Here is a 17,483-nt window from a genome sequence, read left to right as displayed (position 1 = left end):
TGGACTCGGGCTTTTTGCCGCAATGCTTGTCGTTGGATTTGGCGTGATTGTCGCCCGCTCAGGTCCGTTATCTCCCATCCAGGTCACCACACTCCGTGTGGAGTCGGGGTCGCTGTCATCAGCGATATTTGGTATTGGCACGGTCGAAGCCCGCCGTAGTTATTTCATTGGCCCAACGGCTGCGGGGCGCGTCAAATCTGTGCATGCGGATGTGGGCGAAACGGTCAAGGCCAGGCAGTTGCTGGCGGAAATCGACCCTGTGGACCTGGATGAGCGCCTTCGTTCGACAGAAGCCGCTTATGCCCGGGCTGCCAGTGCCGTCATCGCCGCCGAAGCACAACGAAAAGATGCGATAGCCAGACGGCAACTCGCCGAGCTAAATGCCAAACGCTATCGCGACCTGGGTGGAAAGAATTTCGTCAGCCCCAGCGCAGTGGAAGGCAAGCAGCAGGAACTTGATTCGGCTCAGGCAGCACTTGAGGCCAGTGAGGCCAACCTACTGGGCGCCCGCCAAGAGCAACTTCGGCTGAAAGCTGACCAGGATGGCATCCGCCAACAACGTGGCAACCTTCGTCTGCTGGCCCCGCGGGATGGCCTAGTGATTAGCCGCGACGCGGAACCAGGTTCGACGGTCATTGCCGGCCAGGCGGTCCTCCGCCTTGTTGAGCCTGACAGTCTCTGGGTCAAGGCCCGCCTCGACCAGGGGCGCTCGCGCGGCCTGGCCGTAGGACAAGCCGCAGATATTGTGTTGCGCAGCAATGTCTCTACGCCCCTCCCTGGAAAGGTGGCGCGCATCGAGCCGGTGAGTGACAGCGTCACGGAGGAGCGCATCGCTCAAATCGCATTCGAGCGCATCCCAGAAGGACTGAGCGTTGGCGAGATGACCGAAGTGACGGTGAAGACCGGTGAAGCTAAATCCGGGTTGCTGCTTCCGAATGCCGCCATCAAACAGATGCCCCAAGGCAGCGGTGTCTGGAAGCTCAAGGACGGCAAGCCAAGCCTGACCCCGGTGAAGCTGGGCAGCAACAGCCTTGATGGCAACGTACAGATTCTCGACGGCTTGGTTGCAGGCGACGAGGTGGTCATTCATAGCGAGCGCGACCTCAACGAGGGCGCCCGCATCAAGGTCGTCAACCAACTCGTGGGGAAACCGAAGTGATTAGCCTAGCCGGGCGGGACATCCTGCACTCCTGGTCAAAATTCGTCCTGACCGGTATCGGCCTGGGTTTGTTGATTGGTGTAACTCTGACCATGGCTGGCGTTTATCGCGGTATGGTCGATGATGCCAAGGCGCTGCTCAACAACAGCGGAGCCGACATTTGGGTGGTGCAACAGGACACCCAGGGGCCGTACGCCGAGTCGTCGAGTCTGCGCGATGATGTTTATCGGGCCTTGCTGGCGTTGCCAGGGATTTTCCGTGCGGCCAATGTCACCTATTTGACGATGCAGGTCCGCCTTGGCAACACCGATGTTCGGGCCATGGTAGTCGGCTTCGAACCCGGGCAGCCGGGCGAGCCCGGTTATCTGGTCGCCGGCCGGCAGATTACTCGCAGCCATTACGAAGCAGTAGCCGATGTGAAGACCGGCTTTCAATTGGGCGACACGATACGTATCCGCCGCCACGACTATCGCGTGGTTGGCCTGACCCGGCGGATGGTCTCGTCAGGCGGCGACCCGATGGTCTTCATCCCGCTCAAGGATGCTCAGGAAGCACAGTTTCTCAAGGACAACGACGCCATTCTCAACGAGCGGGCCCGCACCACGAGCAATCCCACCCTGAACCGACCCGGCGTACCGGGATTGCTCGATGCCATCCTGGCTTCACAGAACGCCAATCACAACGTCAATGCGGTACTGGTTCAGATTGCCCCAGGCACCGAGTCGGAACATGTGGCAAGTGAGATTCGACGCTGGAAGCATCTGCAGGCCTTTACGCGCACCCAAATGGAAGAGATTCTGGTTTCCAAACTTATTGCAACATCGGCCAAACAGATTGGCATGTTCCTGGTCATCCTGGCCGTCGTCAGCGCCGCCATCGTTGCATTCATCATCTACACCATGACCCTCGGCAAGATACGGGAAATCGCGGTGCTGAAGCTCATAGGCACACGCAATCAGACGATTGCCGGCATGATTTTGCAACAGGCCATGGGCCTCGGCCTCATTGGTTTTATGGTGGGCAAAACCGCCGCAACAATCTGGGCTCCATTTTTCCCGAAATTCGTCCTGCTCGAACCCGGCGATGCGGCACAGGGATTCCTCGTGGTGATGCTCATTTGCGCCCTGGCCAGCACGCTGGCTATCCGAGTGGCTTTGCGTGTCGACCCGGCAACGGCCATAGGAGGCTAATGTGAAAGCTTTTGGGATTCACATCGAAGGCCTGCGGAAACGCTATGGCGAAGGCGATACTGCGGTCGATGCCCTTAAGGACGTCAATATGACCGTTGCACCGGGCGAGGTAGTCGGCCTGATTGGCCCGTCAGGTTCGGGCAAAAGCACCCTGCTGAAATGCCTAGGTGCTGTTATCGAGCCGACGGCTGGCCGGATGACCTTGGGTGACGAAGTGATTTTTGAGGACGGCTGGAAAATCCCTGACTTGAGAGCCTTGCGCCGCGACCGGATTGGTTTTGTTTTTCAGGCTCCGTATCTGATTCCTTTTTTGGATGTCACCGACAACGTGGCCTTGTTGCCTATGCTGGCCGGCAAGCCGAATGGCGAGGCCCGCAAGCGGGCGAATGAATTGCTGGAAGCACTCGATGTTGGCCACCGTGCCAAGGCGCAACCTTCACAACTATCAGGCGGTGAGCAGCAACGCGTGGCTATTGCACGGGCCTTGGCGAATCAACCGCCTGTGATTCTCGCGGATGAACCGACGGCGCCATTGGATAGCGAACGCGCACTCAGCGTAGTGCGCATTCTTAACGACATGGCCCAGCAGTTTCGAACTGCCATCATCGTGGTTACTCACGACGAGAAAATCATCCCCACCTTCAAGCGCATCTACAACATTCGTGATGGCAGAACCTATGAAGAGAAAGGACTCGGGGCCGACTAGTCCGAATTCTGATTCCTCAGTCTTTCACCCATCGGTGTCGTTCGGCTGTGTGGCTGTCCTGCAGATGCTAATGCCAGTGACCTATCGTTCTAGTTTTGGGTGGCGACAGGCATGATAACCAAGTCGCTACCAGCGCTAAATACTACGCAGCAGGCTATTGCAGTCACCTCGCAAAGGCAGATAATTCAAACCTGATTCCCTGTTGTTGAGGCCATCATGACAAAGGAAAAAAGGCAGCGAGAATCCGAGCGGCGCGAATTGGAAAATGGTCCTCCTAACGGTTGGAAAGAACGTCGCCGGAGTGTCGAGCGCCGGCTTCCCGAGGTCCGATTAGCGGCTATGTCAGAGGAACAGTTCTTTGCTGAACTACTTGCTGTGAAACTTCGCCTCGCAAGCAGTAAGGTAGCTAAAGACGAGCCCCAAACTCCCGACCCGAACTGACGGAGTGCAAGGCGATACAATTGAGCCAAAATACTCAAGAAAAAAAATCATATGACTCATTCTCCCACGTGGTCAGACGACCTCAGCGTAGGTAATTACCTCATTGATGGGCAGCATAAGCGGCTAGTCTCTCTCTGCGCCCGTGCGGCCGATTGTGCGTCCGCCACCTCACCTGAGGCGCTGCGAGAGTTTCACAACATCCTCAACGATCTGGCCAAGCTTACTGATGAGGATTTTAAGGATGAAGAAGTCCTCCTCATCAAAAACGGTTGCCCAAACGTCGAGGCACACATCGCCGAACACAATGTATACCGAGAGATGGTGGTGAATCTACTTTTCGACGGTACTGCAGGCCTGCTGGATAGAGCCAAGCTCTATCACGTAGCCAACGATTATCTGACTAAACACATTATCGAGATGGACCTTGCCGATAAAGCCTATCTGAAAAAATAGTCCTGACACTCAGAGTTCTACTAGGGGCTGTCTTGGCTTTTGAGTAGGTTGGAAACACTTGGAATCCGAATATGCTTGCCATGTACCTCGAGCAGCCCACTGTCAGACAGGTCGTGTAAAACCCTGGAAAAGTGTTCTTGGGTGATGTTGAGGCGAGAAGCAATGACCCCTTTGCCCGTAGTCAGCTCAAACTCCAGTTCGTTTGAGTCTATTGCTGCCTGAGGCACCTCAGTCATCAAATATCTAATAATTCTCTGTTTAGCTGACTGCAACGAATACGCTTCGACATCCGTCATCAAGTCGTGAGTACGTTTTGCCAGCCCGGCCAACATCTTCCTTGTAAATCCGTAGTCGTGCTCCAGCTCGTTCAGGATGGCTGTCTTGGGGACATGAATCAACATCGAATCCTTTAGCGCTTGAGCAAAGACAATGTAGGTCCGGTCCAAAAACATGATAGCTTCGCCAAAGCTTTGCCCCTGCTGGACGATTTCCACAATCTTCTCGGTGCCCTGAGACGACGTGAATGCTAGTTTGACCTGACCAAAAACGAGAAGATGGAAGCCTGTGCAAGCATCCCCAGCATGAAAGAGTACCTCGCCTTTTTGCGCGTGAATAAGCTTGGAGCTGCTAGCGATGCGTTCGATGTCGCTGGCAGCCATGCCAGTAAACAGGGGCAAGTTAGCCAGGTGGCTTTCAAGGCTGATTGACTTGTGGTCGCGCATATTTGTCCCAAGGCAAATGACAATGCGCCCATCATAGTTTGATTCATGTCAAATTTGAAAGTGGTATTCGCATTGCTCGAAACGCTTTGCCATCCAAGCGACCAGCCAGGTGGGCAGAGAGGCACTGCACTGGCAATGACTGTTCATCCCAGTCGCGGGAGCAGAGGCAGAGTTGCCGGCGTACCCAATCGTTGACCAGGGGTACGGTCCAGTATCTTTTGCCGCAGCTGTCCCGGCAAATGGTCGAGTTGTTCGTATCGGCTGCACCAGGCCGCTAGTTGCCTAATGCTTCCAGAAACGACGGTCGGCACCCAAAGTAATGCTGCCGTAGCGGTTTCCCGATAGCGTCCAGTCATATTCCGACTCCTGAAAACGGCCACTCGGCCTAGGTGCTCACGAGCTAAATCAGTCAAAGCTTGGACTAGGCTAAGAGCAACTCAGCCATGACTTGGCTTCGTCCATGGCACTAAAGAGCCGGGTTGTATAAATATTGAATGGGTCATTCATGTAAGCGTTTGCTATTGCCACCACTTCGGGCAGAGTCGCTACTATTGCGATGCGTATGTAAGGGTTAATGGATGCAGCAGATTTGTCGATGGCTGCAATTTCCTCAACATCGGTAGATGAAGCGGTCAATCCGGTGCAGTCTAAAAAATCGTTAATCACATACCGAAGGGTGTCAAACCTTGCATCCCCTTCAGTCTTGGCAACGGCAGCAATGAGTTCGCTGCCAGTCACCTGACCAAAGTGCCGCTTGATGACACCATCTGGCGGCACCCACTTAATTTCGTATCCCATAACGGTACGCTATCCCCAATCTCGTTCTCAGCCATCTTACTTACCTAGCTACGTTTTCAAAACAACGAAATATATCGAGCGGAAAATATATCAATACTCTGCTAATGGCCGGTTCGAGGCGGTGAGGTAGTCAAATTGCCCACTGAATAGTAGACATTGAGTTGTGTCCGACGAAGCCTTCAGTAATGAAATTAAATGGCTAGCTCGACTGGCCGGTTGTGCCCTATAGCTGCCTGATGTCATGAGCCTTCAAATACGACGGTCGGCTCCCGACCCGGTGCTGCCCTTCGTAAGTCGGTCGGCCTAAGGCGGTGATATGGCTAGTGCCAGCCATGAGAGTTGGTGACAGGTCAGCGGTGCCGCTACCAACTAGCAGGAACCTGCGAGCACCTTCAGTCGCACGGTGAACCAAAACTTGCTTCCGGCCCCAAGGGAACTCGTGCATCCTGCCTCTCCGCCCATCAGTTCAGCCAATTTCTTGGCGACGGCTAAACCAATCCCCGTCCCTCCATATTTTCTGGTTGAGGAATTGTCCGCCTGCTCAAAGCTGTTGAATACCTTGGGCAGGACTTCTGGTGCAATACCAATGCCCGTGTCCTCAACAACAAATCGAATCAATGCGCTTGTCTTTTCGGCTTCAATCAATTCGACATTTATCTTAATGCCTCCTGATGCCGTGAAACGGACAGCGTTTTCTACATAGCACTCAAGTGCCAACTTTATGTGTTGGGGGGCACCAACGCAGTGTAGAGGAGAGGCGAGCGGTATCACCTCCATGTCTAGCCCCTTGGCGGTGATTTCTTCCTGAAACTCTTCAGATACTTCCTGGAGCAATGTTGCTATATCAACAGGAATCTCGGTGACCGATAGTTTGCCTGCCTCTATCGCAGACAGATTAAGAATTAAATCGACAACACTGGTCATTCTTGCCACTGCCTTTTCTTGCATGGCCAAGTATTTCGAGTGTGCATCATTAGGTAAGGTGCGTTTCAATAACCCAGCCAGGGACGCAATTTGATGCAGGGGGGTGCGTAGTTCATGGGACATGTTGGCTAGAAACTGCATCTTGGCCACGTTGGCCACTTCGGCGGCCTCCTTGGCCTTAAGTAGTTCCCGTGTTCGAACGTCCACCAGCTTCTCAAGATTGTTTTTATGTTGTTCCAAGTCGTCGAGCGTCTCGACTAATTTTTGTCGGGTAGCGACATGCTCATCGACTTCTTTGGCGAGCTGTTCGTTTTGGGTCTGAATTTGCCTATTGGCCACCTGTCGGAGCAGGCTTTGCTTAGCCATATTCCATTTGGCCCAAGCAAATACTGCCAATAGGATGGCCGTTACACTTCCCATCAACAGCCATACTTTTAGACGCAACTCCGTCAGGGTTTCTGATGAGATGTTGGACACCGTTTTCCACGTCACGGGGTTAATGTTTCCCTTAACTTCACCGACAACACGCACGGTTTTCCAGGTCCAGACGCCATTTGACGTTTCAGTCTCTCCCTCGTCGGAGGATGAGATGAGTTGCCATTCATGCGGAAATTTTTGGCCAAACGTCTCATTATTGCCAAGCATAAACCCCCACTCCTCCTCGGGGTGCGGGCTTTTCAACCAATAACCTTCTTGATTAAGCAAAACAACGTTTCCCCCAGCTGCACTCTGGACAAACTGGCTCAACATTGATTGAGCGTTCACATTCAACACGAACATCCCAAGTAGCTTGCCATCCTTCCGAAATATTGGAGTGGCCAGGCGAATCATTGGCTCGTAGGGCACGACGAGCCGCCCCCCTTCAATATTCAGGTCAAGAGGGGTGATATAAACCTCACCCTTCGCTAGCTTGAGAGCTGCTTGGACGTAGTAGCGAGAGCTTTTATCCTGGAGGTGCTCTTCCGGTGTGACCCAAATATTGGAGCCATCAGCTTGGTTAAGACGTAATCGCTCCTTGCCATCGGTGTCAATCCATCGAATCTGAGCGTATTCAGGGTTGCGGGCCAGAATGGACCAGAAATGCTCTTGCAGCGTTTCTAGGCTATCCCTCTTTCCCTCCTGATTTAGCGCCTGTTGCACGGCCAATTCATCTAGGGCAATGCTCCTCAAATGTCGGAGGGGGCGCACCATCTGACTATCCAGAACCCCACTCGCTAGCCCGACATGAAGGGATTCAAGTTTCTGGAGTCCTACTTTCTCACGGTCAATTTCAAGATGGCCAATGACTCCTGTTGCCAGCAGTAGAAGCAAAACAACGTGGAGAAAATTTCGCAAAAAAACTGGGAGGATTTCCCGGAAAGTTGGCACCCAATCAGTCTTCCGCTCGACAGCATTTTCCGGCATCAAGACAAACTCCAAGTTCTGGTGCCATCGTAAGTATTAAGAGGCATCGAATCGATTGGCAATTTTATCATTTATGTCGCCAGTCTCTAATTTGTCATTGAAATAAATCAAAATCGTTCATCTCTAGCTAGCGGCATTTGTCATACGGCAAATTTCAAAGTGGAGAGCGTCTCTACTGGGGTCAAGCGGCGCTAAGCTGGGGCCGGGTAAGTATTGAGGTGCCTAAGCACTCTGCGGCTGGGGTCCCCGGAATCATCGGCTGCTATGCCGTTCATGCCTGACTGATTTTTTGGTGGCCACGGAAGGCCACTATTGGCCGGGAGTACGCAGTCAGGCTCGTGCTCTAAAGCAGCCATCGCCAGATACACAGTTTCGGTGAGCGACCTCTTCCGGCGGACAGGTCGAATCACCCAACCGGCGAAGAAGAATCATTCGACTAAGTCAAATTAGTCTTGAGCAAATGTCGGCTAAGAGCCCCAAAACCTACCGCTGGATGAAGTCGGAATTCTTTTCTTGATCTGTCAATGCACATGCAGCATGGGGTTGGCCAGTCTCCGCGATCACAAATATTTCCGCTAGTTGTATTGTTACAATCCAACGCATGCCTTTGCATCAAGCCCCCCTGTCATCTGATAGCTTCCCGATTAAGCCAGCTCGGGCATCGGCCTTTCCGTCGAGGATCGGATACGACTCTTCAGTGCTTTTGAGCAGGCCGATGGCTCAACGCCCCGAAAATATGCTGCTACGGGGTTGGGGATGGCGATCAGCAAGCGACTTGCATCGCTGATGGGCGGAGACATTGGCGTCGAGAGTTTGCCTGGCAATCAAAAGTTACCAATATTGGTAATGACCGCAAATGCATTCGATGAGGATCGGCTGGCGTGTATTGAGGCGGGAATAAACGATCACATTTTCAAGTCAGCTGATCCTGACAAATCATTCGAGACCTAGCTGAAGTGGCTGACGACCACTCACAGCCAATGTATCAATGAGGATGGCCGCTTAGTAGGAGGTAGCGGCCAGTAGGAATGAAGAAATATTACGTCGGCTCAGGTCACCGAAGCGATCACCTGCTGCCTACGACTTGCAGTTCGAACGGAAATGAACAATGAAAATACTAATCGTGGAGGATTCGCGTGCTGTGGCGGCTGTCATGGCAGCTCGGCTAAATTCGCTGGGTCACGAAGTCGAGATCGCTGAAAACGGAGCCGTCGGTGTCGAGAAATTTGAATCCGGCCAGCCCGATCTGGTATTCATGGATATCGAAATGCCGGTCATGAACGGTTTCGAGGCAACCAACCGGATTCGCGCCCTTGAGGCCCTGCAGCCATGGGCATGGACGCCGATCATTTTCCTGACCGCCTCCGACACTGCCGAAAACCTCATCACCGCCATCGAAGCCGGCGGTGACGATTTCATGTCCAAATCCGTTCCCGAACCGGTACTCGAAGCCAAGATGAAAGCCATGGCCCGTATTGCAGCCCTGCGACAACGGCTTTCCTTCGCCAACCGGAAACTGGAGGAGCTGGCCAGCCAGGATGGCTTGACCGGCCTGGCCAATCGGCGCCACATGGATCTACGGACCGATCTGGCCTGGGACGAGGCCTTGCGTCGGACCGGCAGTTTTGCGCTGTTCATGATTGACGTGGACCATTTCAAACGCTACAACGACCACTACGGACATCAGGCCGGTGACGACTGCCTGAGGGCAGTTGCCGGCGCACTCGCCTACACGGTCAGTGCCACGGAAGTGGAGGGATTGACCCAGAACGCGTTCGTCGCACGTTATGGCGGCGAGGAGTTCGCCGTCGTCGTTCCCGCGGCCAGTGAAGCAGCTTTCAAGCACCTTGCTGTCGCACTAATCGAAGCGGTGCGCAAACTCGACCTGCCGCATGAGAAAAACGATGCCGGCGGCCGGGTTAGCATCTCTGCCGGCGGCGTGCGCTGTGCAGTCGCGGCCGATAAGTTGGTCAATCTCTTCCGTCTGGCTGATGCCCGCCTGTATCGGGCCAAGCATGATGGGCGCAACCGGGCGGTTGTCTCGGACTGAGCATAGAGTTCGCATGGCCCCCCGCATTCTGGTAGTCGATGACAACGAGAGCAAGGCTGAGGTGCTCAGTTTTTTGCGGCATAACGTTTGAATTCACCGGACTGGCGCGGCTTGCCGCGACAGGTCCGGTGGAATGATTGGTTGGGCATCTTCCCACCACAGGCACTCACGCAGTGCTTTGTCATTCATGAGCAGGTGCTCGTTGAAGTAGCCGCGCATGAAGAAGGTCAGGCCAGGACAAACCGGTGGTGGAAACTTAATTACGGTTTGAATTGTTGACGCGTAGTCCTCGCAAGCCTTGAGCGTCTCATTCACGAGGTATGCAATCGCGGGACGAAGTGAGCAAAGATCGTTTGGAAGGCGATGCTCTTCGTTCCAGATGTTAAAGAGCGAAAACGGTTTGGTTGAGGCTTGCACAGCAAACCCTCTTTCTGTAACGAATACCAATTCCGGCGAATTTCCTCCATGAACGAATTTATCCCGGAACGTGCGCAGGATCTGGAAGAACGCTCCACTCCTTACATAGAAGGCTGCGAGTTCTTTCGGAATAAGGAAGCGAGCGACCAATTCCTCCTCGGTTCTCAGACGGTTGGCTTCTAGGGCAACGGCGGCGAATGTCTCGGGTAGTTGCCGCTTACGCTTGGTCTCGTCAAGAAGCCTGATGTTCTGCCACTGTGCCGCTACGACCTCTTGTAGGAGGTCAAATATGCTCTTACACACCGTGAACAGGTACTCAAGCTCTGTAATTACTAGCCGAGAAACCCCCGATCGATCTTTTTGAGAGTATTCGAAGAGTAAGTCGAACTTCTTCAGGCACCCGCTTAAGTTGAAGAAGTCTTCCATTAACCCTTGCATCGGTCGCGAGACACCTTGAGAGTTCCCAATTTGAGCGATGAAGTCCAGGAAATGCAGGTATCCATCTTTTTCGGATTCTGGCTGGACAGCAAAGTAGAATCCTTCAGCGGGCCAGCCCTTCAAGCGAATCAGTCCGGCGTCGGTCGGGACCCAAAGATGCCATTCACCATCGACGAAGAAAGTCAATGAAGCCAGCCCTCGTCCTCCGAGGTTGGTGTGATCGATCTGCGGAATCTTTGCGAGTTCGGAAAGCTGGATCTGTGGCATGGCTTATCTAGGATGCCTAACGTTTGAATTGAGCGGCCTTGCGCGGCTTTTCGCGCAAGGTCCGCTCGAATGATGGGTTGGGCCTCATTGCCTACTTCTCGACAGTGATTTTTTTGACAACGTTCTCGTGACCCCTATGACCGCCACCGTTGGGTGACGCTGTTACCCAATTTTGCTTTTCATAGAAAACCAGCGAAACCCTGTCGATTCCTGCGAGCGAGAGCGATTGCTTCGCCAACTCCTCGATTTCACGAATATCACTGGGCTCGACTATCTCGTAGAACGTAAATGACGGCACGCAGCCGGGGGCAACGTAATAGATTTTCCCGCTGTGAGTTCTGTCTACAGTCGTTCGATCTGCGAAGGCGTAGTGCTCTTTGATGTGTTTGGCAACGATGTCCGCAATAGCGTAGGCATCTCCTCCGGGCACGCCAAAGTGACAGACGAACGAGCCGTTGCTTCGCTCGCAACCAAGGAGAAGAAAAGAGATAAGCAACAACGCTGAAATTCGCACAACTCTCATGAGGCCCAACAGTGTTTACACGGACGCAGGGGGCCGTATAACAATTGATATTGCTGACGCCGGATACGTTGAACTAAGCACATTGTTTTCAGTTATTTGGAATATTGGCTGTCAGTATAACAACTTCAATATGCCGGACAACTTCCGCTGGGCAATGTCTGCATTGGGGAAGGGCAAGCAAGTGTCCGCTTCTGGCTGAGAGCACTAGTCTGGCTTCTTGCTACAAAGCAGTCATAGCCCGGAAAAGTTCTTTCTTGGTGTCGCCATAGGCATCTATAGTTGCATTATTCCAACGATGTCCTTTGATGAACCCAATTGGGAATCAATTTGCGATAACTTCTGGCTAGTAACTCATAATGCTTCACTGATATAGTTTTCTTTTGCTTTAGTAATACTTCTTGCCACCCGATGACTATAAAAACAGAAATAATGACATCTGGGCAATCTGCCACCCAAAATTGCGCCACGCCCCACTGGACGATTCATACGTTGTTGGGATGGCTGGTCATCATCTGCCTTATTCCTGGCATCGTCGGGACCGTCATCTTCTTTTTCCTTGAATACAGCGATGGTCGTGACCGCTTGGAAAAAGACACAATCCAGACTGCTCGCGCGTTGGTCCAGGCTGTTGATGCCCATCTGCTCAAGGCAGAAATTGCAGCCCAATCCTTGTCAACGGCTGGCTCTTTATCAAAGCGCAACTTCGCTGACTTCCACCGTCGAGCGACAGAATTGCTGGCCACGAACAAGCAAGGAAGGAACGTTGTATTGACCGACCCATCCGGACAGCAGATCGTCAACACGCTTAAACCGTTCGGACAACTGTTGCCTAAGCACGGCAACTTCACCGCTGCTCGCCGTGTATTTGAAACGGGCAAGCCATTGATTTCAGACTTGTTCATGGGTGAACTGACCCAACACCCTGTCATGAGCATTGATGTCCCTGTTCTGACCAATGAAAAAGTGAGCTACGTGCTTAGCATCGGCATCGATCCAAATGATTTTAGCGGCATACTGCTGGCACAACGGCTTCCGGACGATTGGGTCGCTGCTATTTTCGATACGACGGGGACAATTGTTTCCCGTACTCACAACGCCGAGCAGTTTGTAGGACAAAAAGGAACCGCGGAATTCATTCAGCGTTTCCAAGAATCTCAGGAAGGGGGAATGGAGACAACAACCCGAGAGGGGATTCCTGTCTTCTCCGTATTCAGCCGTTCAGCAGTCACCGGCTGGACCGTCGGCATCGGTATTCCCCGTAAGTCCCTTGAGGCAGAGCTAAAGCACAAACTCTTGATCATGGCTTTGGGCATGATGGCCGTATTTGGATTTGGGATCGTGCTAGCGTGGTTGATTGGCGGTCGGATTGCCGTCTCTGTACGAGCATTGCAAGCCCCTGCGAAGGCCTTAGGGGCCGGGGAGCCACTGCCGGCAACAGTGGTCCATATCAAGGAAGCAGCCGAAGTGCTAGGAGCGATGAGCGAAGCAGCCATTTTGCTGGAACAGCGAACGGCCAGTCTTCAATCAACCTATCAAGCTCTTTTGGCAAGAGAGAAAGAACTGCTTGAGGCGCACCGGGTAGGTAAGTTCGGAATCTGGCAGTGGAATCCAAAGTCCCATGAAATTAACGTTTCCGAGGAAATTCGTCATATCTATGGGCGTGATGTCCCCCCCTTCCCGGAACAGCGTGGAACGCTCCTCTCGATCGAGTCCTGGGAACGCGTGAATGCCGCGGCGCAAGAGGCAATAAAAACGGGGATTGGCTACGACCTCAAGTTGCAAGCCTACCGTAACGACGGTTCGCAAATTTGGATTCATGCAAGGTGCGAGGCCATTCGCGACGCAGAGGGTGATATCTTGGCGCTGCGTGGAACGGTACAAGACATTACTGAACGCATTGAAGGGGAGAAGGCGTTACGCAACAGTGAGATCCGCTTCCGTGCAACCTTTGAGCAGGCAGCGGTCGGCATGGCTCACGTTTCGCTGGATGGGAAGTGGCTACACGTCAATGACAAAACCTGCGAAATTGTTGGCTACTCGCGTGAAACACTGCTTGGCCTAACGTTTCAGGAAATCACCTACCCTCCCGATCTAAATACGGATCTCGACAACCTCCAAAAATTGCTGGCAGGGAGTATTTCAAGCTACAGCATGGAGAAACGCTATGTACGTCGTGATGCCACGCTAACCTGGGTCAACCTCACAGTTGCGCTGGTCAGAACATCTGAAGGACAGCCGGACTATTTCGTCTCTGTACTCGAGGACATTCAATCCCGAAAAGAGGCTGAAGCAGCGCTCGATGAAGCACGCAAGGTCTATCGGCAGCACCTGGAGCAACAAGTAGCGGAACGGACGGAAGCGCTATTGATGGCAAACCAGGAACTGGAGCGACTTGCCCATCAGGATGCATTGACCAAGCTACCGAATCGATTGGCAGCTAATGAACGACTTCGCCAAGAATTCCTGCGTCTAAAACGCACGGGAAGCCCATATTGCGTATTCATGATGGACATTGATCATTTCAAAATGATCAATGACACCTACGGACATGAGACCGGCGACCATGTTCTTGAACATTTTGCAGTGACGCTTACGGGAGCGCTCCGCGCCACTGATTTCGTTGCTCGCTTTGGGGGAGAAGAGTTTATAGCCCTTATGCCGGACACCGAAATCGAAGGTGCCATGGTTGCAGCCGAGAAAGTCCGAATTGCGATCCATCAAGAGAAATTCCCTGTGGTCGGATGTGTAACCGTTAGTATTGGCGTTGGAAATTCCCGGACAGAGGATGCCAATGAAGACGAGACGGTACGTCGGGCCGATGCTGCACTGTATCGTTCGAAGAAAGACGGGCGAAACCGGGTGAGTTCCTGAATCAGCGCTCTAAGCGCCCAGCCAACCCGTATTGCTTTCTCGGTTTACGTGGCTTGGCTACCAAAGCGTAGCAAGCTGTAACGGCCGCCTGTTGTCGATTTTCAGGCCGCAGCTTCTGTTAGTCTTGCAACATTATTACTTTGGCAGATGGCGGAGTTGTACCCAATGCGAATCGTGATTGTTGATGACAACGCCACCATGCGCAAGGTGTTGACAGCTCTATTCACCAGTGTTGGGCATAAGGTGGTCGGAGTTTTTGGTGATGGTAACGGTATCGAGGAACTGATCCGCGAGACGACTCCAGAAGTGGTCTGCCTTGATTACCACCTCCCGGGCCGCGACGGCTTGACTATCCTGCGCGCCATCCAGGCCGAGATACCAACTGTTGATGTCGTTTTCATTACCGCTTCCAGCGATGCCGCCGTGGAAGGTCTGGCGGCGGATGCCGGCGCATCCGGCTTTATCCGCAAGCCCTTCAGCCAGGAAAAAATCATCGCGGAACTGCGGGCCGTCGAACAAACGCGAAAGTTTGCCAAGCAGGCAACGCTCAATGTCTCCGGTACCCGCTCGTCGTCAGAGATTGGTAGCCGAAAATCACGGCGCGGGACAGCGGTAATTGCCGATGACAATGGTTCAGTTCGCCTCGTCCTGAAAGGACTGCTCGAAGCGTCTGGCCTCCAGGTGGTGCAGTCTGTCGCCAATGGAAATGAGGTCATTCAGGCAGCCTTGACGCATCAGCCTCGCGTCCTTTGCCTTGATATCAACATGCCGATAATGGGTGGGCTGGAAGCCTTGCCGAAAATCGTCGAGGCGAGCCCGAATACTAGCGTAGTGATTGTAACCGGCTGCACCGACAAGGCTCTTGTGGCACAGGCTGCCGGACTCGGCGCGGTAGGCTACATCATCAAGCCCCTGCGCCCAGCCTACGTCGAGAATTTCATCAATAAACTCCTCTCTTCATAGGGGGGCAGAGCGACAAAGCAAGCCGGTCGCTGAGTGAGTTTGTCGCAGCAAGTGACTCAGTATTTAGCCAAAGTTTCACGCGGCGATTGAGTTTTTTGATGGTGCAGTCGGATAAGCCCTTCCGCTTCGTGGCTGGTGAACGACTCGATTCAAGTTGCGATGGAGGATGTGGCACGACCTACTGCGTATTTGCAGAAAGCCGTAATTTTGCGGAGAAAATATTACCGCATCGTTAGATCTGGGGGCCGCATCGTCATATAAAAATGTCGTTTCATGGCCATGAAACACTTTGTTGTGCGATCCTGTAGACAGCGTAGAGTACGTCCTTTTAAATCATTGCCGACGTTCCTGCATCGGCCAAGATGGGCTCCGGGAACCATTCGGCCAAAGCCGCGACGACTCTCCTGTTCTCCCCAAACAACTCCATCACGCCGAGCGAACGACCCCCGAGAATTTGCGATCCTCGACATTGATGTGGTCGGTAATCCAGCCTTCGATTGTTTCGACCACCTCTCGGGCGATGTCCGCCCCTTCTTGCTCAACGCGCCCCCACTGCCTACGAACTTCAGCAACAAGTGATTTGTGTTGCTCGACGTGTGCATCCAAATCGGGGTAGTCCCACTGGCGCAGAAGACCCTCTTCAAATGCAAAGTGATCCTCGGTATAGCCAATCAGTGCTTGGATTGCTGTGAAGCCCGCAGAGAAGGCGTACTGACCGCCGACAAATTCCTTCACACCAGCTAAGCAGATCAGGAGCTCTGCATGCTGCCGGTCAATTTCGGCGTGGCCTGTTTTAAGGATGGAGATCGTCATGGGCGCATAACCAGTTCGCGCAGTTCCTTACCGGCCTTGAAGTGTGGCGTCCATTTCGCCGGTACTGCGACCCGCTCTCCGGTCATCGGATTGCGCCCCAGGCGTGGCGGCCGATAGTTGAGCGCAAAGCTACCGAAGCCGCGGACCTCGACTCGGCCCCCCTTCGCCAGCTGCTGGCCAATGGCACCCAGGATCTCGCCTACAGCCACATCGATATCTCCCCGGTTCAACTGTGGGAATCGTTGGTGCAGGCGTTGTGATAGTTCGGATCTGACAATCATGGCGTGGCATTGTAGCCACCGGCTCGCTGGGTACCTTGAGGTAGCGCAAATTAGAAGCGCGCTGCAATGAGGGGCTGGCCCAAAAAAAGAAACTCCCCGAGCCACAGAGCTTCCCCAGACCAAAGTCCAGGAAAGCCCGTCTCTCACCCCTCGGCAGAGATCCCCGAGTTCGCAGCAGCCATCTTCTCCCCCAGTCGATCCACCAGTGACGAAGGTTTCTGACAGTCGGCGTTGGACACCGTTGAGTTCTCGGCCAATTCTCCAGGGCTAAAGAACTCCTCAACCACGGTGGCCCCCTCCTCTTCGCTCTCCTCAAACGCTCCACTCCCCAATCCCAACCGGGCAGCTGACTCCAATGCCGCCTGATCGAAACCCGCCAACTGCCGATCTGCCGCCTTTTGCTTCGCCTCCGCCAACATGTCTTCGACGGACATTCCACTTCTCGGTGTGATGTCCACATAGAAGATCGGTGTGCCGTGACTCTGGCGAGTCGATTTCCCACGCAAGCGTAGTTCCAGCGGCAGACAGGACAGCCGATCACCAGAGATCGCCTGGAAGTAGTGCAGGCGGGCCACCAAGGTCCGGATGCTATTGAACCCCGTCGTCCGGAAGATGAAACTACCCAATGGATCGTCATCGCCGATACTGACGTTCAGGCGGCCATACGGCTTGCAGGCATTGCCCTTGGCCAGTGGGCAGCCATCCGGTGACGGACAGGGCAGGCTTTTGATGCCGTCCTCACTTTGGCGCTTGCAGGTCTCTCCGTTGCCGACGCAGAGTGGCCGACCGGTATTGCGGTCGAACAAGCTGTACTCCGCCCGGAAATTCAGTTCCGGGTCGTTGAACAGCAACTGGATCGGAATGCTCCGTATTTTCCCGCCCTGCTCCTTGCGCAGGCCTTCATCCAAGGGATGCGGCAACCAGCCGTCCTTGCCTTGTACCTGGCTGGTGATGGTGAATTGATCGTCCTTCTCCGGCAGTCGTTTGCCGGCCTTCTCGACGACCTTGCCAATCGAGATCCGCCCGAGAATCGGCGGGGTGATGGTGAGCCCTTTCAACATGG

At 53.7% G+C, this 17,483-nt stretch carries 16 protein-coding genes; 8 read left to right on the top strand and 8 right to left on the bottom strand.

Features of this window, described 5'->3' with window-relative positions; translation table 11 throughout:
• The first annotated feature begins 22 nt into the window (after positions 1–22).
• From DARO_RS08630 to DARO_RS08615, 4 genes are all read left to right on the top strand, one after another.
• Positions 23–1,159 carry an efflux RND transporter periplasmic adaptor subunit gene (locus DARO_RS08630; protein WP_497463050.1) on the top strand — a complete coding sequence of 379 codons (1,137 nt, stop codon included), beginning with the start codon at positions 23–25 and terminating at the stop codon, positions 1,157–1,159.
• On the top strand, positions 1,156–2,349 hold the full coding sequence (locus DARO_RS08625; RefSeq protein ID WP_011287425.1) for an ABC transporter permease: 1,194 nt from the start codon (positions 1,156–1,158) through the stop codon (positions 2,347–2,349). The genes DARO_RS08630 and DARO_RS08625 overlap by 4 nt, the downstream gene beginning before the upstream one ends.
• 1 nt (position 2,350) lies before the next feature.
• Positions 2,351–3,055: an ABC transporter ATP-binding protein gene (locus DARO_RS08620; RefSeq protein ID WP_011287424.1), complete on the top strand. Its 705-nt coding sequence runs from the start codon at positions 2,351–2,353 to the stop codon at positions 3,053–3,055.
• 492 nt (positions 3,056–3,547) lie between these two features.
• Positions 3,548–3,949: a hemerythrin family protein gene (locus tag DARO_RS08615; RefSeq protein WP_011287423.1), complete on the top strand. Its 402-nt coding sequence runs from the start codon at positions 3,548–3,550 to the stop codon at positions 3,947–3,949.
• A gap of 20 nt (positions 3,950–3,969) precedes the next feature.
• Here DARO_RS08615 and DARO_RS08610 read toward each other — a convergent pair whose 3' ends face one another.
• From DARO_RS08610 to DARO_RS21670, 3 genes are all read right to left on the bottom strand, one after another.
• A complete protein-coding gene (locus DARO_RS08610) occupies positions 3,970–4,671 on the bottom strand; it encodes a Crp/Fnr family transcriptional regulator (protein ID WP_011287422.1) in 702 nt (233 codons plus the stop codon).
• Between the two features lie 426 nt (positions 4,672–5,097).
• Positions 5,098–5,469: a hypothetical protein gene (locus tag DARO_RS08605; protein WP_011287421.1), complete on the bottom strand. Its 372-nt coding sequence runs from the start codon at positions 5,467–5,469 to the stop codon at positions 5,098–5,100.
• A 369-nt stretch (positions 5,470–5,838) separates the two neighbouring features.
• Positions 5,839–7,797 (bottom strand): ATP-binding protein, encoded by a 1,959-nt coding sequence (locus tag DARO_RS21670; RefSeq protein WP_011287420.1) that lies wholly within the window; start codon positions 7,795–7,797, stop codon positions 5,839–5,841.
• A gap of 660 nt (positions 7,798–8,457) precedes the next feature.
• Between DARO_RS21670 and DARO_RS23030 the strand changes: the two genes are divergently transcribed.
• Entirely contained in the window at positions 8,458–8,748 is a 291-nt protein-coding gene (locus DARO_RS23030) for an ATP-binding protein (RefSeq protein WP_083761502.1), read from the top strand.
• Positions 8,749–8,905: 157 nt separating this feature from the next.
• Positions 8,906–9,847, top strand: coding sequence for a diguanylate cyclase domain-containing protein (locus DARO_RS08595; protein ID WP_011287419.1), 942 nt, complete (start codon positions 8,906–8,908; stop codon positions 9,845–9,847).
• A gap of 93 nt (positions 9,848–9,940) precedes the next feature.
• Here DARO_RS08595 and DARO_RS08590 read toward each other — a convergent pair whose 3' ends face one another.
• Together DARO_RS08590 and DARO_RS08585 are read right to left on the bottom strand one after the other, a co-directional pair.
• Entirely contained in the window at positions 9,941–10,969 is a 1,029-nt protein-coding gene (locus tag DARO_RS08590; RefSeq protein WP_011287418.1) for a hypothetical protein, read from the bottom strand.
• A 91-nt stretch (positions 10,970–11,060) separates the two neighbouring features.
• The gene (locus DARO_RS08585) at positions 11,061–11,468 is read right to left on the bottom strand and encodes a hypothetical protein (RefSeq protein ID WP_198134122.1); all 408 of its coding nucleotides are present in this window, start codon (positions 11,466–11,468) and stop codon (positions 11,061–11,063) included.
• 432 nt (positions 11,469–11,900) lie between these two features.
• On the opposite strand from DARO_RS08585, the gene DARO_RS21665 reads away from it, so the two are divergent.
• On the top strand, positions 11,901–14,363 hold the full coding sequence (locus DARO_RS21665) for a diguanylate cyclase (RefSeq protein ID WP_011287416.1): 2,463 nt from the start codon (positions 11,901–11,903) through the stop codon (positions 14,361–14,363).
• Between the two features lie 165 nt (positions 14,364–14,528).
• Entirely contained in the window at positions 14,529–15,326 is a 798-nt protein-coding gene (locus DARO_RS21660; RefSeq protein WP_011287415.1) for a response regulator, read from the top strand.
• A gap of 426 nt (positions 15,327–15,752) precedes the next feature.
• Here the strand turns inward: DARO_RS21660 and DARO_RS08560 are convergent, their stop codons facing one another.
• The 3 genes from DARO_RS08560 to DARO_RS08550 form a co-directional block, all read right to left on the bottom strand.
• Positions 15,753–16,139, bottom strand: a complete 387-nt coding sequence (locus DARO_RS08560) for a hemerythrin family protein (protein WP_011287414.1) — start codon at positions 16,137–16,139, stop codon at positions 15,753–15,755.
• Entirely contained in the window at positions 16,136–16,417 is a 282-nt protein-coding gene (locus DARO_RS08555) for an integration host factor subunit beta (protein WP_041224860.1), read from the bottom strand. The genes DARO_RS08560 and DARO_RS08555 overlap by 4 nt, the downstream gene beginning before the upstream one ends.
• A gap of 146 nt (positions 16,418–16,563) precedes the next feature.
• Positions 16,564–17,481, bottom strand: coding sequence for a recombination directionality factor (locus DARO_RS08550; RefSeq protein ID WP_011287412.1), 918 nt, complete (start codon positions 17,479–17,481; stop codon positions 16,564–16,566).
• Positions 17,482–17,483 lie beyond the last annotated feature (2 nt).

This window comes from Dechloromonas aromatica RCB, from assembly GCF_000012425.1.
The sequence above is the reverse complement of the archived record's forward strand: the minus strand, read 5'-3'. Positions and strand labels throughout refer to the sequence as shown.